The sequence below is a fragment of the Actinobacillus delphinicola genome, from assembly GCF_900638385.1.
In the GTDB taxonomy this organism is placed as follows: domain Bacteria; phylum Pseudomonadota; class Gammaproteobacteria; order Enterobacterales; family Pasteurellaceae; genus Actinobacillus_C; species Actinobacillus_C delphinicola.
In genome coordinates this window covers 1217114-1238617 of sequence record NZ_LR134510.1, presented here as the reverse complement: position 1 = coordinate 1238617, position 21504 = coordinate 1217114, and the positions used below count along the sequence as shown (strand labels likewise).

General features: G+C 37.1%; 25 protein-coding genes and 1 tRNA gene. 11 read left to right on the top strand and 15 right to left on the bottom strand.

What is annotated here, in order from left to right; all coding sequences use genetic code 11:
* Window positions 1-37: 37 nt before the first annotated feature.
* Complete coding sequence (locus EL259_RS05835) at window positions 38-979, bottom strand: cupin domain-containing protein (protein WP_126599861.1); 942 nt, start codon at window positions 977-979, stop codon at window positions 38-40.
* A gap of 103 nt (window positions 980-1082) precedes the next feature.
* On the opposite strand from EL259_RS05835, the gene EL259_RS05830 reads away from it, so the two are divergent.
* The 3 genes from EL259_RS05830 to EL259_RS05820 all read left to right on the top strand — a co-directional run bounded on the left by EL259_RS05830 (window position 1083) and on the right by EL259_RS05820 (window position 3672).
* Window positions 1083-1421 (top strand): carboxymuconolactone decarboxylase family protein, encoded by a 339-nt coding sequence (locus tag EL259_RS05830; RefSeq protein ID WP_126599860.1) that lies wholly within the window; start codon window positions 1083-1085, stop codon window positions 1419-1421.
* Window positions 1422-1559: 138 nt separating this feature from the next.
* Window positions 1560-2183: a fused MFS/spermidine synthase gene (locus EL259_RS05825; RefSeq protein WP_126599859.1), complete on the top strand. Its 624-nt coding sequence runs from the start codon at window positions 1560-1562 to the stop codon at window positions 2181-2183.
* On the top strand, window positions 2176-3672 hold the full coding sequence (locus tag EL259_RS05820; protein ID WP_126599858.1) for a spermine/spermidine synthase domain-containing protein: 1497 nt from the start codon (window positions 2176-2178) through the stop codon (window positions 3670-3672). The genes EL259_RS05825 and EL259_RS05820 overlap by 8 nt, the downstream gene beginning before the upstream one ends.
* A gap of 117 nt (window positions 3673-3789) precedes the next feature.
* Here the strand turns inward: EL259_RS05820 and gorA are convergent, their stop codons facing one another.
* The 8 genes from gorA to argR all read right to left on the bottom strand — a co-directional run bounded on the left by gorA (window position 3790) and on the right by argR (window position 9695).
* A complete protein-coding gene (gene gorA / locus EL259_RS05815) occupies window positions 3790-5151 on the bottom strand; it encodes a glutathione-disulfide reductase (RefSeq protein WP_126599856.1) in 1362 nt (453 codons plus the stop codon).
* Window positions 5152-5190: 39 nt separating this feature from the next.
* Window positions 5191-5631 (bottom strand): DUF2489 domain-containing protein, encoded by a 441-nt coding sequence (locus tag EL259_RS05810; RefSeq protein ID WP_126599854.1) that lies wholly within the window; start codon window positions 5629-5631, stop codon window positions 5191-5193.
* A 9-nt stretch (window positions 5632-5640) separates the two neighbouring features.
* Window positions 5641-6207 carry a Der GTPase-activating protein YihI gene (gene yihI / locus EL259_RS05805; protein ID WP_126599852.1) on the bottom strand — a complete coding sequence of 189 codons (567 nt, stop codon included), beginning with the start codon at window positions 6205-6207 and terminating at the stop codon, window positions 5641-5643.
* 162 nt (window positions 6208-6369) lie between these two features.
* Window positions 6370-7137, bottom strand: coding sequence for a TIGR01619 family protein (locus EL259_RS05800; protein WP_126599850.1), 768 nt, complete (start codon window positions 7135-7137; stop codon window positions 6370-6372).
* A gap of 7 nt (window positions 7138-7144) precedes the next feature.
* Window positions 7145-7948 carry an exodeoxyribonuclease III gene (gene xthA / locus EL259_RS05795; protein ID WP_126599848.1) on the bottom strand — a complete coding sequence of 268 codons (804 nt, stop codon included), beginning with the start codon at window positions 7946-7948 and terminating at the stop codon, window positions 7145-7147.
* A gap of 8 nt (window positions 7949-7956) precedes the next feature.
* On the bottom strand, window positions 7957-8247 hold the full coding sequence (locus tag EL259_RS05790) for a YcgL domain-containing protein (RefSeq protein WP_126599846.1): 291 nt from the start codon (window positions 8245-8247) through the stop codon (window positions 7957-7959).
* Window positions 8248-8310: 63 nt separating this feature from the next.
* A complete protein-coding gene (locus EL259_RS05785; protein ID WP_126599844.1) occupies window positions 8311-9198 on the bottom strand; it encodes a TIGR01777 family oxidoreductase in 888 nt (295 codons plus the stop codon).
* 32 nt (window positions 9199-9230) lie between these two features.
* The gene (gene argR, locus EL259_RS05780) at window positions 9231-9695 is read right to left on the bottom strand and encodes a transcriptional regulator ArgR (protein ID WP_126599842.1); all 465 of its coding nucleotides are present in this window, start codon (window positions 9693-9695) and stop codon (window positions 9231-9233) included.
* Between the two features lie 182 nt (window positions 9696-9877).
* On the opposite strand from argR, the gene EL259_RS05775 reads away from it, so the two are divergent.
* The 6 genes from EL259_RS05775 to aroA are packed head-to-tail and all read left to right on the top strand — an operon-like array spanning window position 9878 to window position 14981.
* Complete coding sequence (locus tag EL259_RS05775; protein ID WP_126599840.1) at window positions 9878-10168, top strand: RnfH family protein; 291 nt, start codon at window positions 9878-9880, stop codon at window positions 10166-10168.
* Window positions 10169-10197: 29 nt separating this feature from the next.
* Window positions 10198-11409: a ribosomal protein uL16 3-hydroxylase gene (locus EL259_RS05770; RefSeq protein WP_408608238.1), complete on the top strand. Its 1212-nt coding sequence runs from the start codon at window positions 10198-10200 to the stop codon at window positions 11407-11409.
* A 30-nt stretch (window positions 11410-11439) separates the two neighbouring features.
* Window positions 11440-12306 carry an RNA polymerase sigma factor RpoH gene (gene rpoH / locus EL259_RS05765; RefSeq protein WP_232019021.1) on the top strand — a complete coding sequence of 289 codons (867 nt, stop codon included), beginning with the start codon at window positions 11440-11442 and terminating at the stop codon, window positions 12304-12306.
* Window positions 12307-12333: 27 nt separating this feature from the next.
* Window positions 12334-13194 (top strand): virulence factor BrkB family protein, encoded by an 861-nt coding sequence (locus EL259_RS05760; protein ID WP_126599834.1) that lies wholly within the window; start codon window positions 12334-12336, stop codon window positions 13192-13194.
* A complete protein-coding gene (dtd, locus tag EL259_RS05755) occupies window positions 13191-13625 on the top strand; it encodes a D-aminoacyl-tRNA deacylase (RefSeq protein ID WP_126599832.1) in 435 nt (144 codons plus the stop codon). The genes EL259_RS05760 and dtd overlap by 4 nt, the downstream gene beginning before the upstream one ends.
* Before the next feature lie 57 nt (window positions 13626-13682).
* The gene (aroA, locus tag EL259_RS05750) at window positions 13683-14981 is read left to right on the top strand and encodes a 3-phosphoshikimate 1-carboxyvinyltransferase (protein WP_126599830.1); all 1299 of its coding nucleotides are present in this window, start codon (window positions 13683-13685) and stop codon (window positions 14979-14981) included.
* On the opposite strand, the gene tilS is transcribed toward aroA, so the two are convergent.
* The 4 genes from tilS to EL259_RS05730 all read right to left on the bottom strand — a co-directional run bounded on the left by tilS (window position 14965) and on the right by EL259_RS05730 (window position 17626).
* A complete protein-coding gene (tilS, locus tag EL259_RS05745) occupies window positions 14965-16263 on the bottom strand; it encodes a tRNA lysidine(34) synthetase TilS (RefSeq protein ID WP_126599828.1) in 1299 nt (432 codons plus the stop codon). The two genes, aroA and tilS, sit on opposite strands and share 17 nt — an antisense overlap.
* Window positions 16264-16343: 80 nt before the next feature.
* The gene (gene rpsO, locus EL259_RS05740; protein WP_126599826.1) at window positions 16344-16613 is read right to left on the bottom strand and encodes a 30S ribosomal protein S15; all 270 of its coding nucleotides are present in this window, start codon (window positions 16611-16613) and stop codon (window positions 16344-16346) included.
* A gap of 117 nt (window positions 16614-16730) precedes the next feature.
* Window positions 16731-17060 carry a hypothetical protein gene (locus EL259_RS05735; RefSeq protein WP_126599824.1) on the bottom strand — a complete coding sequence of 110 codons (330 nt, stop codon included), beginning with the start codon at window positions 17058-17060 and terminating at the stop codon, window positions 16731-16733.
* Window positions 17057-17626, bottom strand: a complete 570-nt coding sequence (locus tag EL259_RS05730) for a VOC family protein (RefSeq protein ID WP_126599822.1) — start codon at window positions 17624-17626, stop codon at window positions 17057-17059. Before EL259_RS05730 ends, EL259_RS05735 begins: the two co-directional genes overlap by 4 nt.
* Before the next feature lie 82 nt (window positions 17627-17708).
* Here EL259_RS05730 and argS point away from each other — a divergent pair, with 82 nt between their 5' ends.
* Complete coding sequence (gene argS, locus EL259_RS05725; protein WP_126599820.1) at window positions 17709-19442, top strand: arginine--tRNA ligase; 1734 nt, start codon at window positions 17709-17711, stop codon at window positions 19440-19442.
* Between the two features lie 69 nt (window positions 19443-19511).
* Here the strand turns inward: argS and znuA are convergent, their stop codons facing one another.
* Window positions 19512-20423, bottom strand: coding sequence for a zinc ABC transporter substrate-binding protein ZnuA (gene znuA, locus EL259_RS05720; protein WP_126599818.1), 912 nt, complete (start codon window positions 20421-20423; stop codon window positions 19512-19514).
* Window positions 20424-20439: 16 nt separating this feature from the next.
* Window positions 20440-21222, bottom strand: a complete 783-nt coding sequence (tcdA, locus tag EL259_RS05715) for a tRNA cyclic N6-threonylcarbamoyladenosine(37) synthase TcdA (protein WP_126599816.1) — start codon at window positions 21220-21222, stop codon at window positions 20440-20442.
* A gap of 186 nt (window positions 21223-21408) precedes the next feature.
* Between tcdA and EL259_RS05710 the strand changes: the two genes are divergently transcribed.
* Window positions 21409-21485: transfer RNA gene (locus EL259_RS05710), tRNA-Met, on the top strand.
* The last annotated feature ends 19 nt before the right edge of the window (window positions 21486-21504 follow it).

The following is a 21504-nucleotide window of genomic DNA, read 5'->3' as shown; positions in this document are numbered from 1 at the left end:
AAATACTGGGGATTGAACTGTATAGAACGGTCACTATTCAAGCAGAGACTATCTTTATCGCATCATCATGCTCATTTTCTGCTTGCCCTATCCTATAACTTTTCGGTGTTATGGAGTAATGTTTTTTAAAGGCTTTAATAAAATGTGTTTCCGTTTGAAAGCCAACTAAAGCGGAAATATTATTGACTGAGTGCAAAGTCGTTTTTAATAAATAAGCTGCTTGCTGTAAGCGTATTTTTTGCACGAAGAAATGAGGCGTCATGCCCATTTGTTGCTTAAAAATCCGAATAAATTGCGCTCTTGATAAAAATGTTCTTTTAGACATTTCTGAAATCGTCCATTCAATGGCTGGGTTCTTAACGATCTCATAGAGAAGTGGTGCTAGTCTAGGATCCTGCATCCCATGCAAAATTCCAATCGTATCTGCACCATGTTCACTAAGATAAGTTCTTAAAATAAGGGTAAATAATACCGTAGAAAGATTATCTATAATCTGCTGGTGCCCTGATTTAGTTTCTATTTCTTGGGAAAGCAATGACCACAAGGGTTGCCATTGATTATCTGGTAGATTCACCTTAAACCAACGAGGTAAGTTTTGAAATAATACCGCTTTTTTATCATAAGAAAAATGAGCACAGAATAATTTAAAATTCACAACTGTCCCACTTGAATGACGCACGGTTAGATATTCTTGTGATTTAGTATAAGGAATCGCTAACGTATTATCGCAATGGGATTGGCTACTTAGAATATGTGCTTCCCCTCTCGGAAAAAATAAAATATCCCCTTTCGTAATATGAATGACTTTGGGTTCGCCTTTAATCTTTAGATAGCCTTCTCCCTCAACGATCATATGTAAAACTGCATTTGGTGCATTAGCGGTATTATCTAAATACCAACTTCCATCTAATTGGCAAACTGTATCAATTCCACCCGAAATCTGCGCTAACTTAATCAGATTACTTAATATATCAATCATACTTTACCTCTACAAAATGAGATTTTTTAACGATTTTAATTCCTAAAAAATAGCAAAAATAAATACCGTTACATCACTTATTAAACATACATAAGGAGAAAATATGGAATTTAATAACTGGAAAAATCATACCACATTAGTAAAACAATCTTTTGGTAAACTCGGACAGAACCATCCTAAAATGTTGGAGGCTTATAAAGCACTCGGCACCGCTGCTGCTGCCGAAGCACTTGATCATAAAACACGTGAATTAATTGCTTTAGCCGTTGCCATAACTACACGTTGCGAAAGCTGTATTAGTGTTCATGCTGAAGAAGCAGCAAAGGCAGGTGCAACTGAGAGTGAAATTGCTGGTGCACTAGCTACTGCTATCGCTCTAAATGCTGGCGCGGCTTATACCTACGCCTTACGTGCATTAGAGGCCGTTGATCAGCAAAAATAACACATAAAATCTAGGCATCCAAAGGGGGTATCATGCCCCCTCATTTAATAGTCTTTCCCAATCCTATGATCTCGATCATAGTACATCTTTCATAAATTAACTAAAATTAATTATCTTTGGAGTGATATAGGATGATTTATGAAATTACTTAATATTTTTATCAAAATAATTTTCTTTATGTCAGGATTCTCTGCCCTTGTCTATCAAATTGCATGGCAACGAATGCTATTTACTGCCTTCGGCGTGGATTTGGAATCTATTACGGTCATTATTAGCGTTTTTATGGCAGGTCTTGGCGTGGGAGCTTATTTTGGCGGACGCATTGCGGATAAACTTTTACCGAATACCGCTAATATCATTATTTTCTTTGCATTAACTGAGATAGGTATCGGTTGTTTTGGTTTTGCTAGCCCAAGTATTTTAATGTGGTCACAAGAAACTTTCCTTTATAGTTCCACATTTATGATCGCTTTCGCTAACTTTGTGCTATTACTTTTCCCAACTTTCTTAATGGGCTGTACTCTTCCACTTCTTACTACTTATCTTCAACAATATAATCCTAATATTGGTGATAATATCGGTTGGCTTTATTTTACTAACACCATTGGTGCTGGCGCAGCTTGTTTTGCAACGGGTTTTATTCTCTTTACCTCTTACACACTCGATCAAACAATCTATATTGCGGCAACCATTAATCTTATCGTCGCAACCTCTATTTTTGTCGTATTATCATCAATTAGAAAGGTGACCGCTCATGAATAAAAAAGCCGCATTACTTTCATTCATCGGAGGCTTTTTAAGTCTTAGTATTGAAGTTATTTATATCCGTATTTTTGGGTTTATTACTCATTCACTTCCACAAGCCTTTTCACTTACCTTAGCATTATTCCTTTTTGGTATTGCGATTGGTTCTTTGATCGGTAAACAGCTCTGTAAACAAGAACTCGTCTCTATTCCTAATATTGGTCACGTGTTTTTTATCGCAAATCTATTTGATATCGTCGCACTTTGCTATTTCTGTTTAGGTAATCCATCGTTTTGGAATGCTGCGTTATGCATGATTATTACCGCTATGTTACGTGGTATTGTGTTCCCAATGGTTCATCACCTTGGTACTGAAAAAGTAAAAACAGGCGCTGCAATTTCTAATGTTTATTTTGCAAATGTTTTGGGATGTACGATTGCACCTATTTTTGTTGGATTTTATCTTTTAGATATTTTCAATACACAACAAATGTACCTTCTCATTATTACCATGACCTTTGTTGTGATTTTTTTCTGCGTATCCAAAATCTGGATAAAAATTCTTTCAGCAATTATTGGTATCATCACTTTAGTGAGTATTTTCACTCTTCCTGAAACCATGATTCATAATCTAGGTCGTTACCAAGGAATGACATTAGAAACCCTTATTGAAAATAAAAATGGCTTTATCCAAGTTTATGATCAAGAAAAAACTCATGATAAATTTGTTTTTGGGAATAATGTTTATGATGGCAAATTAAATACCAGTTTAATCAAAGATAATAATATGGTGGAACGTGCTTATCTGCTTCCAGTTATTGCACCCAAAGCACAAAATATCTTGGTTGTTGGACTTTCTACAGGATCATGGGTAGAAATTTTAGCGGCAATTCCAACTTTAAAACATATGACCGTGGTTGAAATTAATCCTGCTTATGTGGATTTTGCAAAATTCTATCCAGCTATGAATCATTTATTGAAAGATAAACGTATCACTATTATTGCTGATGATGGTCGTCGTTGGTTAGCACGTCATAAGGATCTGAAGTTTGATTACATTCTTATGAACACTACCTGGTACTGGCGTAACTATTCAACCAACTTATTAAGTAAGGAATTTCTAACATTGGCAAAAGAACACCTTAATCCAAATGGTTTCCTTTCTTATAATACAACTTGGTTTATGGATGCATTCTATACAGCAAAACACGTTTTCCCTGAAGTCTATCAATACGAAAATTTTGCAATTGCAAGTCTAAAACCAATCCAACCGCTTACTCGTGAAAAAATAGAAACAGCACTCAGCAAGATGGTGTGGCCTTATAACCAGCAACCTGTATTTAAAGATGATGAAGAATTGAAGATTGGTACGAATAAGATTTTTGAACATAAACTTATTCCATACGATCAAATTGACTTCTCTCGTATACATCGCCCATTAGAAATCATTACTGATCACAACATGATTCCTGAATATAAATACGGGGGCATTGGTAATCAACAATAGCGACATTGTCCCTATCTGGTTAAAAGATAGGGACAACATATTCCTATAAAAACACGCCCCGATTTTCATAAATTTTTTTGAAAATCGGGGCGTGATATTATTTTTTTAACGCAAAAATTAGCGCATTGTCACAAATTCTTCAGAACCTGTTGGGTGAATGGCTACCGTATTATCAAAGTCCGCTTTTGTTGCCCCCATTTTGATTGCCACGGCAAAACCTTGAATCATTTCATCCACCCCAAAACCGATACCGTGTAGTCCCACAACTTTTTCATCTTCACCTACACACACCAGTTTCATACGGCATGCTTGACGATATTTTGGATCGGCAATCGCCGTGTACATTGGGGTAAATTTACTTTGATATACTTTTACGTTTTCTTTACCATATTTTTCAATCGCTTTTGGCTCTGTTAAACCGACATTACCAATTGGTGGGTGAGAGAAAACCACAGATGGCACAAGATTATAATCTAAGTGTTCATTTGGTTTATTGTTAAATAAACGTTCAGATAAGCGACGACCTGCGGCAACCGCAACTGGTGTTAATTCAATTCCGCCTTCAATAATATCACCAACTGCATATACACCAGGTACATTGGTATTTTGGAATTTATCTACTTTAATGAAACCACGATCATTTGTTTCTACGCCTGCTGCTTGTAAATTAATTTTATCAGTGGTTGGAACACGACCAATCGCCCAAATTAGACAATCTGTTTTATGTGATTTTCCATTTTCAAAGGTAATAGTGTAAGTATTATCCGCATTTTTAATCACTTCTTGTGGAACACTAAAAGTGTGAATCTCAATGCCTTGGCGTGCATATTCATCACAAAGGGTTTCCACAATAAGAGGATCGAAACTACGTAATGGCGTACCTTGGCGCACAAATAAATGCGTATCTACACCAAAACTATTCATAACACCTGCAATCTCAACGGCGATATAACCTGCCCCAATAATTGCAACAGATTTTGGTAAACTTTCTAATTCAAAGAAACCATCAGAATCAATACCATACTCGGCACCTTTAATATTTGGACGGGCAGGACGACCACCAACAGCAATCAGAATATGATCAGCCGTAATTTTTTCACCATTCACTTCTACAGTATGAGCGTCAACAAAGGTTGCAAAACCACGAATAACATCAACGTGATTATTCGCTAATACGTTATTATAAGATTGATGAATACGATCAATATAAGCTTGGCGATTAGTTACCAATTTTTTATAGTCAAACTTTTTGACATCAACATCGAAACCATAAGCGGGTGCATATTCATGTAATGCTTCTGCCATTTGAGCGCCATACCACATCACTTTTTTAGGTACACAACCTACGTTTACACATGTACCACCTAGTTCTTTTGCTTCGATAATGGCACATTTTTTACCATATTGTGCTGCACGGTTAATGGATGCAATACCACCACTACCGCCACCAATCGCAAGGTAATCATAATGTTTTGTCATAAAGTTCTCCTCTGATTAATCGTTATATCTCGTAAATCTTTAATTAATTACGTATGCCTTTACTTCTTGAATTAATGTCGGCAATTCTTGATGAATAGAGTCTTGATAATCATCTTCAGCTTTTTCACGAATTAAATCAAGGCGCATACGTTCGTTGCGTTTCAAGGCTTTGCGTGCATCATGAGTCGGCATATCCATCACTACGTTATACAAATTCTGCATAGCGGGATAGCGCATGAAATCAAGCCCAAGTGGTTGTAGTAACATTTTGATGCGAATCACACCTTCTGAGAAATTACAGTCACCACTTTGCATGGCTTTTGCGATAATTAAAATGCTTTCTTTCAAACGTTCTGCTCTCGCTTGGCGAGCTTTACGAAACGCTAATTTTTGTTTTTTAAGTTTTAATAAAAGATAAACAGCATATGCCAGCATCACTGCAATAATGATGATACCTAAACTAAATAGTCCCCATAACATTGGTATATCCTATTTGAATTGGTTAATATCAATTTTCTCAAAAGTACGGTAAAGATCATCTTCATTTTCTTCATCCGCTAAACCAAGTTGATCCATCAATTCTTCGATACGAGCTAAACATTCGTCAACGAATTGTTGATCTTCATGAGATAATTTTTTACCTGCTTCTAAATCATCTAAAAGTTGATTTAAACATTCATTATTTTCCAATTGCATTAATTCAACATTTGGATCTAACGCAGTTGGTTTAACGATTTCGATTACATCTTTTGATTTCGCAATAGGTTTTAAGTTTTTACCAACAACTTCTTCCACAATAAGAGGCACTTTTTTACGACTACCTACACGTGGATCTTGTGGCATACTCTGATTTTTAATTTCTTTTTTCTCAACGCCTCCATTACGACTACCAGAAGAAAGCCCTTTATGTTTACGTTTTTTCTTATCTTCACGGGCTTGTGCATCTAGCTCATAACGGCTCATTTGGCGACGATTTTTAGGCATCGGCACTTTTTTGTCAGCCTTTCGGGTTGGCATAATATCTGAAATTTTACGTGTTTTCTTTTGACGAGCCATAACTGCTTCACTCTCACTTACTCAAATTGTTTTTCTAATAATTACTCTAGGGATTGTAACACCCTTACCTTTAATTCTCACAATCAATTTTATCTATTACTGTGAAAAAAAATGCGGGAAATATTTTTCTTTCCCGCACTAGAATTAAAATATTTAAAAAGATTAATTTAAATATTTTTCATCCATTACCGAGTTTTGTGGACGCCATCCAAGATAACGTCCTTGAAATTCCTGACTCGTTTGTTCAAAAAATTCAACGGTATCAAAAATAATATTTTCTTCTAAATTGACTTCTTGCTCTACTTTGACTAGATACGCATTTTCATTTTCTCGAACTGGGACTGGCATATTACTATGTTGCAAAGATAAAAAATCTTTATCTTGTTCAGCCACATATTCTAAAAATTCCTGCATATCTTGTTCTTGATAGAAATAAAAACGATGATCAACCTTATACGCTTTATCCAATTCTTCACCACGTTGTCGCAAAATAGACAACATTTCCTCTGTTGCCGTCATTTTAATTTCTAAAGGTGATGGGATAAGAAAATCAAAATAAATATCCCACGTTGGATCAAGTTGAGCTTTAACCTTTTGGCAATTTGCATGCTCTAGGATTGCCATTAACTCTGTTTTATCTTCATAGGTACAATAAAAATAAACCTGTGCAACCCCATTACAAAGCCAATACCCCACATAACTTACCTTGTCTAATGAGTTAATCAATGAAGTGACTTTAATTAAATCTCGGATAAAACGTTTAAAGTTACTTTCTGATGGCAGTCCATCACTTTCTGCTTCAAAAGGTAATTCAAATTGCACTACGGTAGATGCATCCATTCTTTGTTCATCTACATAACTCAAATTCACAGAAAAAAGCGCTTCATTACCATTTACATTAGTACGGTAATGCTGCCATTGTGCTGCCATAATTTCCTCACTTAAACGTCGCCCAAACAGGTGCGTGATCAGATGGTTTTTCCATGTTACGAATTTCTAAATCAATACCCACATCAACACAGTGTTGCATCAACATGTCATTAACTAAAATATGATCAATTCGTAATCCTCGATTATCTAAAATGCCTTTTGAACGGTAATCAAACCACGAATATTTATCATACGCGAGTGGATTAAGTTGACGGAAACTGTCTTTTAATCCCGCATCATAAAGTCGTTGATACCATTCACGCTCCTCTGGTAAAAATGCACAAACGCCACGACTTAACCAACGTTTTCTATTTACCTCCCCAATACCAATATCTAAATCACTTGGGCAAATATTCATATCACCCATAATGAGAATTGGATTCTCTGGATTATGTTCTTTCGTCACGTAATGCAACAAATCTGCATAAAATTTTTCTTTTAATGGAAATTTCGTTTCATGTTTACGAGATTCTCCTTGTGGAAAATAACCATTAATTACAGTAAGTAATCCAAATTCTGTTTCAATATCTGCCATAATAAGGCGACGTTGAGCGTCAGGTGCATCAGTACTAAAGCCTTTGCGTACAGCAACAGGTTGTTTCTTACAAAGTAATGCTACGCCGTAATGTCCTTTTTGACCATGATGAAAAACGTGATAGCCACAATTTTCAAACAAATGATGCGGAAAGTCTTCATCAGATACTTTAATTTCTTGCAAACCAATCACATCAGGTTGATGCTTTTCAATAATCGCCTCTAATTGATGAGGTCTTGCTCTCAAGCCATTAATATTAAATGAAATAAATTTCATATGTATTCCTAATCATTTTTAATTTTTTGTTTCTTATTTTGAGCGACCCATTCTTCAAAAAGGTTTTCACTCTTTGGGGGATAATGGAGATAAAATCCCGTTTCTTCAAGTTTTTGTTCAACAATTTTTTTGTCACATTGTGCAAGTACCTTTTCACCCGCTAGGTTAAATAACATTACAAAAATCGGTTTGCCGAAATGTTCTAGCAATGCTTCTGGAACATCATCAAATTGATCTCGTTTTTTGATGTAAAGATACATGCCTTCTTTTTTATGGCTTTTATAAATAGCACAAAGCATCCCAAAATCCTTCTTAATATAAAAGGGAAAATTCTAACGGAATTTTCCCTTTTTTGCTCGTTTTTATTTCAATGGAAGCGATTGTAAAAAATCAGCGAAATCTTTATTTTGAAAAACAAAACCTGCTTTTAATAATTTTTCTGGTCGTCCTTTTTGACTATCAAGCAATAAATCTGCCCGCTCACCAAGGACATAGCGTAAAATAAAAGTTGGTGCAGCAAAGAAGGCTGGGCGATGTAAATAATGTGAAAGCTGACGAGTAAAGGTTTCATTCGTCATAAGTTCAGGAGTAACAAAATTAAATGGTCCATCACAGTTCGGATGCGTAAGCAAGAACATAATACCACGGACCATATCCGTCAAACTAATCCATGACCAATATTGTGTACCAGCACCTAATTTACCACCCAGTCCCCATTTGAATAGTCGATAGATTCGAGGAAAAGCTCCACCATGTAATGCAAACACAATCCCCGTTCTAACAAGGCAAACCCGAGTATTTGCCTGTAAAGCAGCCGCTTCCCACTTCCGACATAATTCTGCGGTAAAATTTTTTCCAGACGATGATTTTTCAGTTAATAACATCTCTCCACTATCGCCATAAAATCCCATCGCTGATCCTGAAATAAAGACTTTAGGCGGTGTTTGGCTAGCATTGATAAGAGAAGATAATTGCTGAGTAATACCTACTCGACTTTGAGTAAGTTTATCTTTCTGCGCATCGTTCCATGCCTTATCAAATATAGGTTCACCTGCTAAATTAATTACCGCATCAAAATGATCAAAATTTGAAAATATCCCTAATTGCTCCACCCACTCTATTTCGGGTAACCGTCCTTGCGCTTTTTGAGCATTGCGTGTTAACGCAACAATCTGATGTCCATCTGCCAATAATGCTTTTGTTAAAGCGGTTCCTACAAATCCCGTTGCACCGGTGACAAATATTTTCATCTGCTTCCCCTACGTCATGTTAAGAAAAACTTTTATAAAGCTGCGTCAAATAATGCCTCGATATCTCCCATTAATTTGGTAATTTCACAATTCTGCGTTGGTGTAATAAAAATCGTATCGTCCCCAGCGATTGTCCCTAAGATCCCTTCGCTTTTTCCTAAATTATCTAATAATCTTGCGATGAGCTGAGCAGCCCCAGGACTCGTTTTTACGACAATAATTGCATGATTGTGATCGATATCTAAAACTAAATTTTTAATCGGACTTGTTGTTGAGGGTACACTTAATTCATTAGGTAAACAATAGACTGTTTCGCCTTTTGTATTACGAATGCGTACTGCCCCAAATCGACTCAACATACGTGAAACTTTGGATTGATTAATTTGGTGAAAGCCTTGTTCTTGTAAGGCATTAACGATTTCTAATTGTGAAGAGCAACGTTCCTCTGCCAATAACGTCTTAAATGCGAGAGATAAACTATCAGGCTTATTACTCATTCTTTCCTCCTCATAATATAGTTGTTCAGATTCTTGCATAAAAATATCGTTTTATTAAATACTTTTTCAACGTATAAAATTTTTATTCGTATTTTAGTTAATGGAAAAATAACTTCAGGTATAATGGAAATTTCATCATAAAATTATTCTGTCATTTTACAGGATTATCGAAGGAGAAATTTGTGTCTGATATCCGCATTACGATTGCTTATGCATTACCAAAACGTCATTTTCTAAAAAGTTATACTGTTTCTGAAGGCACAACCGTAGAAGAGGCAATTCTGCACTCTAAACTGCTCGAAAAATTTCCTAACATTGATTTACATAAAAACAAAGTAGGGATTTTTAGTCGTCCAGTCACGCTCAAAGACACGGTAAATAATGGCGATCGCATTGAGATCTATCGTCCATTACTTGCTGATCCTCGTGAAATCCGTCGTCAACGTGCTAAAGAACAAGCAATGAATTCCTAACCTGATGTTATAGCTTAAAGTTTTAAATTATATCAAAGAGATTCTCTATGAAAACCATACTTCCAGCTTCAATTACACCTGAAATATTTTTACGTGATTATTGGCAAAAAAAACCATTACTTATTCGTCAAGGATTGCCCCAAATTATAGGTCAATTTGAACCAGCTGATATTATTGAATTAGCTCAAAATGAAGATGCAACAGCACGTCTTGTAAAACAATTTAGCGACGATGATTGGCGTTTAAGCAGAAGTCCATTACACGAAAAAGATTTTAAAAATTTACCCGAAAAATGGTCCGTACTTGTCCAAAATATGGAACAATGGTCATTAGAGCTAGGTAATCTTTGGCAAGCCTTTGATTTTATTCCACAATGGGCTCGTGATGATATCATGGTTTCCTATGCGCCTAAAGGCGGATCCGTAGGAAAACATTACGATGAATATGATGTATTTTTGGTGCAAGGTTATGGTGAGCGTCATTGGCAATTAGGAAAATGGTGCGATCCAACTACTGAATTTAAACCTAACCAACCTATCCGTATTTTTGATGATATGGGAGAATTGGTTATTGATGAAACCATGCAACCGGGAGATGTCCTTTATATCCCATCTCGTATGGCGCATTATGGTGTTGCAAAATCCGACTGTTTAACTTTTTCTTTTGGTTTGCGTTTAACCAATCCCGCAGCTCTTTTAGATGCGAACGCACAAATGCTAAATCATGATAACGGGGATAATCGTTCTGTCTTACAAATTCCTGTCCGCTTTACCCCACCTGCCCAGCCATGTGGTGAGCTAACGCCTGAGACACTTTCAGAGTTAAAAAGACAATTTTTACAAACTTTATCAGAAAGCGCTGCTTTTGATGATATTTTTCAACAAGCCGTTGCTAAAGAACTCAGTTCACGCCGTTATGATCTTCTTCCTACCGAAGAAATGGCTGATATTGAGGAAATTGAAACACAGCTTATGCATACAAATGCTCGCTTACGCCAAGATAATAATGCCAAAATTATTTATTGTGAAAACCCACTTCGGATCTATGCAAATGGTGAATGGCTTGATGAATTAACAACAGAAGAAGCACAATTGTTAAAACGTCTTGCCAATGGTGAAAGTTTTAATTATAAAGAACTTCTAAATTTATGGCACAATCCTACAGATAAAGAAGCAATTTGGCTCATTTTAGACAGTATTTGCAACTGGCTTGATGACGGTCTGATTTATATTGAAGATTAATCTCTCTAAGACATTAGAAGGAAGATGCAAGTGAAAGATAGTACCCAAGAAAAGTCACAGAATCGTAGTTTAACCTTAGTTCCAAATGGTAATATTGAAAGTTACATTCATCTTGCCTACGAACAACCTATGCTTTCTGCGGAGGAAGAAAAAGAACTTGCCGAACGTGTTTTTTATGAAGGCGATGTCGCTGCAGCTCGTAAACTTGTTCTCTCTCACTTGCGTTTTGTTATTCATGTTGCCCGTGGTTATTCTGGTTATGGCTTACCGCTTGCAGATTTAATTCAAGAAGGTACTGTTGGTCTGATGAAAGCCGTTAAACGTTTTAATCCAGATATGGGGGTTCGCTTAGTTTCTTTCGCCGTCCACTGGATTAAAGCCGAAATTCATGAATACGTGCTAAAAAACTGGCGTATTGTCAAAGTTGCGACCACAAAATCGCAGCGTAAACTGTTCTTCAATCTACGCAAAAATAAAAAACGCCTTGGTTGGTTTAACGATCAAGAAGTGAAAATGGTGGCGGAAGAATTAGGGGTCTCGCCCAAAGACGTCATCGAAATGGAAAGTCGTATGACGGGGGCAGATTTAGGGTACGATCTTCCAACAGAAGATAAAGAAGAAAATAGCTTTTCGCCTACTCTTTACCTTGAGGATAAAAGTTCTAATTTTGCTGCTGAACTTGAAGACGAAAACTATGAAACCCAAGCGACAGAACAAATTGCAAGTGCATTAGATGCACTTGATGAAAGAAGCCAAGATATCATTCGTTCACGTTGGCTAGATGATGACAAAGCAACGCTTCAAGATTTGGCGGATAAATATCACATTTCAGCAGAACGGGTACGCCAATTGGAAAATAATGCATTAAAAAAATTAAAAAATGCGGTATCTATTTAATTTTTTAATAAATATTATAAATATCTTATGCACGCTAAAAAACTTACATTATTTATCAAACTTTTTTTAATTCGCTTTCAACAAAACAACCTCCCTCAAGCAGCAGGCTATCTGACTTATAGCACAATGCTTGCTTTTGTTCCTTTGCTGATGGTGGTTTTTTCTATTTTTTCCCATTTTCCCCTTTTCGCACAGTTAAGTGATCGTTTACAAAATTTTGTTTATTCAAATTTTTCACCAACCACAGGGGATATTGTTGGACACTACCTACAACAATTCGTTGAAAACTCACGTCAAATGAGTGCGATTGGAATTATCAGTTTATTCTTCGTTGCCTTACTCCTGATTCACTCTATTGATGTAACGCTCAATAAAATTTGGCGTAATACGCGCAAAAGACCGCTTGTATATTCTTTCGGAATCTACTGGTTAATCCTGCTTATTGGTCCTATTTTAATGGCACTAAGCCTTGCTGTAACAAGTTATGTGACGCTTTTTGCCTCGCATTTAATACCAAGTAGTTTTTCGTTACCATTTGGCATCAATTTTCTCAAAATTGTGCCATTTTTCATTACCTGGATCATCTTTACTTTTATTTATTTAATCGTGCCTAACACGAAAATTAATTGGCGCGATTCCGCAGTCGGTGCTTTAGTCGCAGCAGTATTTTTTACACTTGGTAAAAAATGTTTTAATTGGTACATCGTTACTTTCCCATCTTACCATCTCATCTATGGTGCCATGGCAACATTACCTATCCTTTTACTCTGGTTACAACTGAGTTGGCTTGCCATTTTACTTGGTGCACAATTAGCAGCTGCACTCCAAGATTTAAGAACCATGTATGAAAAAAATATGACTTTAGAACAAATTAAGGAACAACAATGATCGCATTTATTCAACGTGTAAAATCCGCCTCTGTCGAAGTTGATCAAAAAATTATCGGAAATATTTCGCAAGGTATTCTTGTTTTACTTGGCGTTGAACAAGATGATAATGAAGAAAAAGCACGTAAATTATTGGAAAAAGTCCTAAATTACCGTATTTTTGCCGATGAAAATGGCAAAATGAATCTCGGCTTAAAAAGCATTCAAGGTGAATTATTAGTCGTTTCTCAATTCACTTTAGTAGCGGATACGCAAAAAGGTCTGCGTCCAAGTTTTTCTAAAGGTGCTGTTCCTGCCAAAGCAGAGGCACTTTATGACTATTTTGTTGCTGAAGCACAAAAACAAATCCATACAGAAACAGGGCAATTTGCTGCAGATATGCAAGTCAGCCTTGTTAATGACGGTCCCGTTAGTTTCTGGTTACAAGTTTAATTTTCGTGGCAATCACGCCACGATTTTCATAAAATTTTATTAAATATTGTTCAAATTATGCCATCTAAAATTACCCTACCGCCCCTTACTGAAGCAAAAGGTGAAATTCATCTTCCTGGCTCAAAAAGTCTGACTAATCGTGCCTTACTTCTTGCTGCACTTAGTCACGGCACAACAACACTTTATAATTTACTTGATAGTGACGACACTCGCTACATGCGTGAGGCTTTGCACCAACTTGGCGTGACTATGCATTTTTTAGACGATTTTAAAACGTGCCAGATTACAGGTTGTGGCGGTATTTTTAAATCCCCAGCATCTCCTGCCCTTTTCCTTGGTAATGCTGGAACCGCCATGCGTTTTCTTACCGCTGCGTTAACATTAAAAACACCAATGCCACAGAGTATTGTACTCACTGGGGAAGAACGCATGCAGAATCGTCCTATCGGACATCTAGTTGACGCGCTACGCCAAGCAGGCGCAGACATTCAATATCAAAATAAATTAAATTATCCACCACTTCGCATTAAAAGTACGGGATTAGGGGGCGGTCATATTCAAATTGATGGTTCTATTTCTTCCCAATTTTTAAGTGCTTTATTAATGGTTGCCCCTTTTTGTGAGCAAGATACGCATATCGAAATTGTAGGCGAATTAGTTTCAAAACCTTACATTGAAATGACTATCCGAATGATGGAAATTTTTGGAGTAAAGGTAGAATGGCAAGGGCAAAATCTCTTTATTAAAGCCAAACAATCTTATCAAAATCCCGAAAACTACTTTGTAGAGGGAGATGCTTCAAGTGCTTCTTATTTTCTAGCCCTAGGTGCATTAGCAGGAAAAGTCCGCGTTTATGGTATTGATAAAAATAGCCTACAAGGTGATGCAACCTTTGCCGAAGTTCTTGCCCAAATGGGGGCGAAAATCACCTATGGCGATCATTTTATTGAGGCAGAAAAAGGTGAATTACACGGTGTTGATTTAGACTTCAATGCTATTCCAGATGCAGCAATGACGATCGCCACCACCGCCCTTTTTGCCAAAGGGGATACCTATATCCGCAATGTCTATAACTGGCGGGTTAAAGAAACAGATCGTCTTAGCGCAATGGCAACTGAATTACGCAAAATCGGTGCTACGGTTGAGGAAGGTGAAGACTTTATTCATGTCTATCCACTCGCAGAAAATGCGTTCCAACACGCCGAGATCGAAACATACCGTGATCATCGTATTGCCATGTGCTTTGCGCTGACCAGTTTTGCAGGGAAAGGAATTACTCTACTCGATCCAAGTTGTGTGAATAAAACTTTCCCTACATTCTTTGAAGAATGGCAACGCATTACTGAGCCGACTTAAACGCCCCTAATGCAGTCATAAAGGTTTCGCCGTAAAAAATAAGCGGAGTGCGTTGACGCTCCCACGGCGGAACCCTAGCCTTTTGCCAACATTTTTTCATCGTTTCCTGATGACCATTCGCCTGTTTTACCGTGCCTGAATAATGAAAACGAATACAGATTGGTTCTGCGGTTAATGGCAAATGTACCATGATATTTTGCTTAGCCGTATGCCACTGAAAACAATTCGTTTGTCCATCACTTTGCAAACTCAAATTCCCCAAGCCATCAGGTAAAACAATTTCCTCCTCTACGCTTATCGGAAGGCATACTTTTTCCAAAGGCATAAATTTTTCCGTCAAATACAATTTCTGCTGATAACGGCGTAAAATCTTGTTACCAAGTTGAAAAGCAGGATTTTTATCTGATTGAGCAAAAACAACATCTTGGCGAATCTGGATAAGTTGCTTTTGACTCGGCATCGGTTGCCCTAAATGGCAAAGCCACATTCGGAGTAACGCATTTTGCTTTTCTGGTGAAAATGCTACAAATTGATTTACAGCTAACGCCCCACTTTCTGGCAAAAAATTTTCCGAAAAAACGGGCGTGAGTAATTCATTTAATAATTTTTGTTGTTCGCTACAAAGTTGAGCGGAACGAGCAACGGTTTGGTCAAAGGCTTGCCAACGATGTCGTAAAATCGGCAATACGTCGTGACGCAAAAAATTACGGTCATAATCCGTGTCATTATTACTCTCATCTTCCACCCAATGTAATTGATGAGCCTTGGCATATTGTTCGATTTGTGCGCGTGAAAAATTGAGTAAAGGTCGAAATAAGGGGATGTCGCCCAATTGCGAAAATTGCCCCATACTGGATAAACCTTGCAAGCCACTGCCTCGTTTTAAAGCAAGGAAAAAAGTTTCAACTTGATCGTTTCGATGATGTGCGGTTACAAAGATTTCATTTGGCTGTAAATGCTGAGCAATCGCTTGATAACGTGCTTGACGAGCCGCATCTTCAAGACTTTTACCCTCACGCTGAACCGATACATTTTCTGTCAAAAATGGGATACCCAATTCATCACAAAAATGACGGCAATAATTCTGCCATTCATTTGCATTTTTACTCAAACCATGATGAATATGAATCACGCGTAGCGGATAACGCCCCATTTTTCGAGAAATTTTATGCAATAAATGCACTAAAACAACAGAATCCACCCCACCACTTAATCCAATAAGTAATGGTTGTGAATTAGGAAAAAATTGCTCAAATTGTCGTTCAAAATCATGGCTAAACATAGGATATCCTTCTATTGATTTTCCCATATTCTAAAACAAAAAAGGCTTTCCTAAGAAAGCCTTTTTGATATCCATACGGATTAGCGACGTAAACCTAAACGTTCGATTGTGCTTAAGTAAAGCTCAAGGTTAGTACGTTTTAAGTAGTCTAATAGTTTACGACGACGAGAAACCATACGTAATAAACCACGACGACCGTGATGGTCTTTTTTGTGCACTGCAAAGTGTTGTTGTAAGTGGTTGATTTGTGCAGTTAAAAGTGCGATTTGAACTTCTGAAGAACCAGTGTCTTTCGCATCACGACCAAATTCAGCAACGATTTGTGCTTTTTTTTCTGTACTTAGAGACATAATGTATCCTTTTCAAGAATAGTGTTAATCATACATCGCACGCCGATCTCTAACTCAGCGACGATAAGAGTCGGAAAGTGTAACAATGAACGACTAAAAATGCAATGAAATTTTAGGTTAGTACATACCTGTACGCGCCATCATATCGTTAGATTTTGAACGTGAAATATTTTCTACATTTTGAAGCTGACCTTGACCATTACGATCATAACGTACACAAGAACCTACCACTAAATTTGAATTATACGGTACAGTAATTGAATAAGTTTCTAAGTGTTTGGTCGTAGATAACTTTTGACAATCATTTTTTGCCAAAGTTAACGTCATATTATTACCTTGTACCTGACTTGCAATAACTTCACCACGATAAGTTTGTGTATCTTTTGATTGATGAGCACAAGCGGCGAGTAAACTTGTCGCAAGAACGATAAAAAGTGCTTTTTTCATTTTAATACCTCAATGATTGATTCAATTGTATAAGGATGAACTTTAATGCAACAATGATTATGCATTGATTCTTTAAAGCTCACTGCAATAGATGGATTTGGCTTTTGTTCGCCCTCTACCTGTGGTTGACTACATTTTACCTTTAAACTTTCGTTATCTAACCAACCATAATGAGTTAAAATGCGCTTTTCCCAATCCTCAATACTTTCTTTATCCAAAAAAGGCATAACAATTTCTAAATGCTCCCAGCCTGTAACAGGATAAATTTTTTTAGGAAACGGCAATTCAATCACGCTAACTTGATTATTAAAAATCGTTATCGGCATTGCTAGTTTAATTAAGTAAATAGGTCGACCATTAACCTCGTTTTGACTAATGATTGTACCGTACTTTAGTAATAAATCTAGCCATTTCTGTGCTTCATCTTGCTCATTAACACGAATTGCTAAATGATCAATTTCTTGTTCGGTTAAATCGAGATGCATAGCTTGTGATAATTGCATAATTTTTTGCTGAAATTCTTCAAATGTGAATAAAATTTCGGGATTTTTGAGGAATATTGTCATTTTTAATCCGTGTTACTTTTATATTAACTTAATAGGCGGTATGATAGCTGATCATTTAATTAGTGTAAATTTAAGGTATGTCATGACTATTCAATCTCTTTTATCAGATAAAATTCAAAAAGCCATGGTAGCTGCAGGGGCAAGCGATGAATGCAACCCAATGATTCGTCAATCAGCAAAAGCACAATTTGGCGATTATCAGGCAAATGGTGCGATGGCAGAAGCAAAAAAACTAGGAAAAAACCCTCGTGACTTCGCACAAGAAATTATCCAAAACGTGGATAAAGGCGATATGATCGAAAAAATGGAAGTCGCTGGTCCTGGTTTTATCAACATTTTCTTAACACCTGCATGGCTAGCAAATAAAGTAGATGCGGCAGTTAAAGATGAAAAATTAGGTATCGATGCAATCCCATTTGAAACTGTGGCAATTGACTACTCATCACCAAATGTTGCGAAAGAAATGCACGTTGGACACCTTCGTTCAACTATCATCGGTGATGCGGTTGTTCGTACATTAGAATTTTTAGGTAACCGTGTTATCCGTGCTAACCACATCGGTGACTGGGGTACGCAATTCGGGATGTTAATCGCATACCTTGAAAAAATGGAAAATGAACACGCAACCGAAATGGAATTATCTGATTTAGAAGCGTTCTATCGTGATGCGAAAAAACACTATGATGAAGATCCTGAATTTGCACAAAAAGCACGTAGTTATGTAGTAAAACTTCAAGGTGGTGATGAATATTGCCGTACCATGTGGAAAAAACTGGTAAACATCACTATGCAACAAAACCAACGTAACTATGATCGTTTAAACGTAAGTTTAACTAACGATGATATCATGGGGGAAAGCCTTTATAACCCTATGTTGCCAGGCGTTGTAGCAACCTTAAAAGAAAAAGGTTTAGCGGTTGAAGACGATGGCGCACTTGTTGTTTATCTTGATGAATACAAAAATAAAGAAGGCGACCCTATGGGCGTTATCGTTCAGAAAAAAGATGGTGGTTACCTTTATACTACAACAGATATCGCCGCAGCAGCTTATCGTTGCCACGAGTTAAAATCTGATCGTGTCCTTGTTTTCTCTGATTCACGTCAAAGCCAACATATGCAATCAGCATGGTTAATCGCACGTAAAGGTGGATTCGTTCCTGCAGAATTTAAGCTTGAACACAAAAACTTCGGTATGATGTTAGGCAAAGATGGTAAACCATTCAAAACCCGTAGCGGTGGTACAGTGAAACTTGCTGATCTTTTAGATGAAGCAGTTGAACGTGCGGATAAATTAATTTCTGAAAAATCAACCCACCTTTCTCCTGAAGAAAAAGCAGCCGTTGTTGAAGCGGTAGGTATCGGTGCGGTGAAATACGCAGATCTTTCTAAAAACCGTACAACAGACTACGTATTCGACTGGGATAACATGCTAAGTTTTGAAGGTAATACAGCACCTTACATGCAATACGCATATGCACGTATTCAATCAATCTTTAGCAAAGTTGATATTGATATGCAATACGTTGAAAATGCGCCAATCATCCTTGAAGATGATAAAGAGCGTGCATTAGCACTTAAATTAATGCAATTTGATGAAGCATTACACGTTGTTGCTAAAGAAGGTACACCACACATTCTTTGTGCTTACCTTTACGAACTTGCTGGTACGTTCTCAAGCTTCTATGAAAATTGCCCAATCTTAACTGCAAATAGCGAAGCATTAAAATTAAGCCGTTTAAAACTTGCTTTATTAACAGGTAAAACATTAAAAACTGGCTTAGATCTTCTTGGTATTAAAACCGTAGAAAAAATGTAATTCTAAGTTGATTACACAAAATAAAGGGGCGTTTTATCACGCCCCTTTTTTCGTAAAAATTTATTTAATTTACCCTAAGCACTTCGCATAGCCATTTGCAAGGCTTTGAAGGAATTGCATATAGGCGTCTTTGTTAAGTGGAATATCACTTCCCATCGGATCGAGTACCCCTACTTTGACATGCATTTCTTTATGCAAGATATCGATCATTTTCGGCGTAAACTGGGGTTCTGTAAATAAACATTGCACCGCATGATCAGCGACTTCTTTTTTAATTGCAGCTAAGGTTTTTGCTCCAGGTGTAATCATTGGATTAATCGTGAAATAACCTAATTGTTTTAAATCATATGCACGATTAAAATAACCGTATGCGTCGTGGAACACATAAAAACCTTTATCTTTTAACGGGCTCAATTCTTGCTTAATTACGCTATTTTCTTTCGCCAGATTTTGTTGGAATTGCACTAAATTTGCTTTAATTTGTGCCGTTTTATCTGGGTAAATTTTTTCTAAACGTGTCGCAATGGCTTCTGCAATAAAATTACCAATCTTAGGCGATAACCAGATATGCCAATTAATCCCTTCATCATCCTCATCGGCTTCCTCAGCATGATCATGGTCGTGTGCCTCTTCATTTAAAAGTAACGCAGGATCTTGTTTAAATTGCGGTAAATCAGCCAGAGTTAACACCTCATTTTGTGGTAACTGATCAATCGCGCTATCTAAAAAGCTGTCCACATGCTTACCGACCCAAACCACTAAATTTCCTGACCGTAATTTTAAGATATCTGTTGGTTTTAAGCTGTAATCATGGGGTGATGCGTATGCGGGGACAATAACTTCAGTATCAGTGACCCCATTGGCAATGCTGGACGCAATAAAACCGAGAGGTTTAACGGAAGTAACGATAGTTGCTTGAGCAATACTAGATAGCCCTAGTACCGCACTAGCTAATAATGTTTTTTTTAATAAGACCGACATTCTTTTCTCCTTCTTATTAATGACCTTCTTGGGCTTGTTTAACAACAAGTTTTTCTAAAACACGAGATACAGCAAAAAATGCAAAAGTTGCTGTAATCATCGTTGCCGCACCAAATCCATTGGCACAATTCATTGTGGCTGAAACCGCACAGCCATCCCCCATTTTTGGAAAAATAAGCGGTTGTGTTGAATAAACACAATCGACACTAAATTTACGCTTAGGATTCTGGCTGAATCCATATTCTTTACGCAAAAGCGAACGCACTTTAGCAGCTAGCGGATCTTGGATCGTTTTAGTTAAATCTGCAATTTTAATTTGCGTTGGATCTGTTTGTCCGCCAGCACCACCCACTGTGATAATTTTAATTTTATTACGCTTACAATAAGCAATCATCGCAGCTTTAACCTTAACCTGATCAATAGCATCAATCACATAATCATAGTCTTTTGTTAAATATTCCGCCATATTTTCTGGTGTTAGGAAATCATCAATAATCTCTACTTCACATTCAGGATTAATCAGCTTAATTCTCTCGGCCATCGCTTCAGTTTTAAGTTGCCCTATCGTACCTGATAAAGCATGTAATTGACGGTTAATGTTAGTCACGCAAATATCATCAAGATCAATCATCGTAATTTTACCAATACCTGATCGTGCCAGCGCTTCCACTGCCCATGAACCAACACCGCCAATCCCAACAACGCAAACATGAGCTTGACGAAAATAAGCTAAGGCTTCAGGCGTATATAATCGTCCAATACCACCAAATCGTTGTTCGTAATTATCAACGCGTTCCATTCTAATTATCCTTTCATTCTAAAAATTTCCATAAACTAGCAAAAATTTGTTACAAAATCATTATAAAAACAAGAAAATATCGCTACTCATCATGGTTAATATGCCTATTTTTATAGCACTCAGTGCATTTTAGCTATTTTAACACTTGCTTTACAAAAATAATCAGGTATATTAACAACCATCTGACGCGGGGTGGAGCAGCTTGGTAGCTCGTCGGGCTCATAACCCGAAGGTCGTTGGTTCAAATCCAGCCCCCGCAACCACTTCTAAAAGTTTCGTACT

Excerpts from the sequence above, each read along its gene's own strand:
- xthA (WP_126599848.1), bottom strand. The coding sequence starts at position 7,948 with ATGAAATTTATTTCATTTAATATTAATGGCTTGAGAGCAAGACCTCAT.
- EL259_RS05760 (WP_126599834.1), top strand. The coding sequence starts at position 12,334 with ATGCACGCTAAAAAACTTACATTATTTATCAAACTTTTTTTAATTCGC.
- gorA (WP_126599856.1), bottom strand. The coding sequence starts at position 5,151 with ATGACAAAACATTATGATTACCTTGCGATTGGTGGCGGTAGTGGTGGT.
- argR (WP_126599842.1), bottom strand. The coding sequence starts at position 9,695 with ATGAGTAATAAGCCTGATAGTTTATCTCTCGCATTTAAGACGTTATTG.
- EL259_RS05835 (WP_126599861.1), bottom strand. The coding sequence starts at position 979 with ATGATTGATATATTAAGTAATCTGATTAAGTTAGCGCAGATTTCGGGT.
- EL259_RS05800 (WP_126599850.1), bottom strand. The coding sequence starts at position 7,137 with ATGGCAGCACAATGGCAGCATTACCGTACTAATGTAAATGGTAATGAA.
- EL259_RS05785 (WP_126599844.1), bottom strand. The coding sequence starts at position 9,198 with ATGAAAATATTTGTCACCGGTGCAACGGGATTTGTAGGAACCGCTTTA.
- EL259_RS05820 (WP_126599858.1), top strand. The coding sequence starts at position 2,176 with ATGAATAAAAAAGCCGCATTACTTTCATTCATCGGAGGCTTTTTAAGT.
- argS (WP_126599820.1), top strand. The coding sequence starts at position 17,709 with ATGACTATTCAATCTCTTTTATCAGATAAAATTCAAAAAGCCATGGTA.
- EL259_RS05790 (WP_126599846.1), bottom strand. The coding sequence starts at position 8,247 with ATGCTTTGTGCTATTTATAAAAGCCATAAAAAAGAAGGCATGTATCTT.
- aroA (WP_126599830.1), top strand. The coding sequence starts at position 13,683 with ATGCCATCTAAAATTACCCTACCGCCCCTTACTGAAGCAAAAGGTGAA.
- rpsO (WP_126599826.1), bottom strand. The coding sequence starts at position 16,613 with ATGTCTCTAAGTACAGAAAAAAAAGCACAAATCGTTGCTGAATTTGGT.
- yihI (WP_126599852.1), bottom strand. The coding sequence starts at position 6,207 with ATGGCTCGTCAAAAGAAAACACGTAAAATTTCAGATATTATGCCAACC.
- znuA (WP_126599818.1), bottom strand. The coding sequence starts at position 20,423 with ATGTCGGTCTTATTAAAAAAAACATTATTAGCTAGTGCGGTACTAGGG.
- EL259_RS05730 (WP_126599822.1), bottom strand. The coding sequence starts at position 17,626 with ATGACAATATTCCTCAAAAATCCCGAAATTTTATTCACATTTGAAGAA.
- tcdA (WP_126599816.1), bottom strand. The coding sequence starts at position 21,222 with ATGGAACGCGTTGATAATTACGAACAACGATTTGGTGGTATTGGACGA.
- EL259_RS05735 (WP_126599824.1), bottom strand. The coding sequence starts at position 17,060 with ATGAAAAAAGCACTTTTTATCGTTCTTGCGACAAGTTTACTCGCCGCT.
- EL259_RS05810 (WP_126599854.1), bottom strand. The coding sequence starts at position 5,631 with ATGTTATGGGGACTATTTAGTTTAGGTATCATCATTATTGCAGTGATG.
- EL259_RS05830 (WP_126599860.1), top strand. The coding sequence starts at position 1,083 with ATGGAATTTAATAACTGGAAAAATCATACCACATTAGTAAAACAATCT.
- EL259_RS05825 (WP_126599859.1), top strand. The coding sequence starts at position 1,560 with ATGAAATTACTTAATATTTTTATCAAAATAATTTTCTTTATGTCAGGA.
- dtd (WP_126599832.1), top strand. The coding sequence starts at position 13,191 with ATGATCGCATTTATTCAACGTGTAAAATCCGCCTCTGTCGAAGTTGAT.
- tilS (WP_126599828.1), bottom strand. The coding sequence starts at position 16,263 with ATGTTTAGCCATGATTTTGAACGACAATTTGAGCAATTTTTTCCTAAT.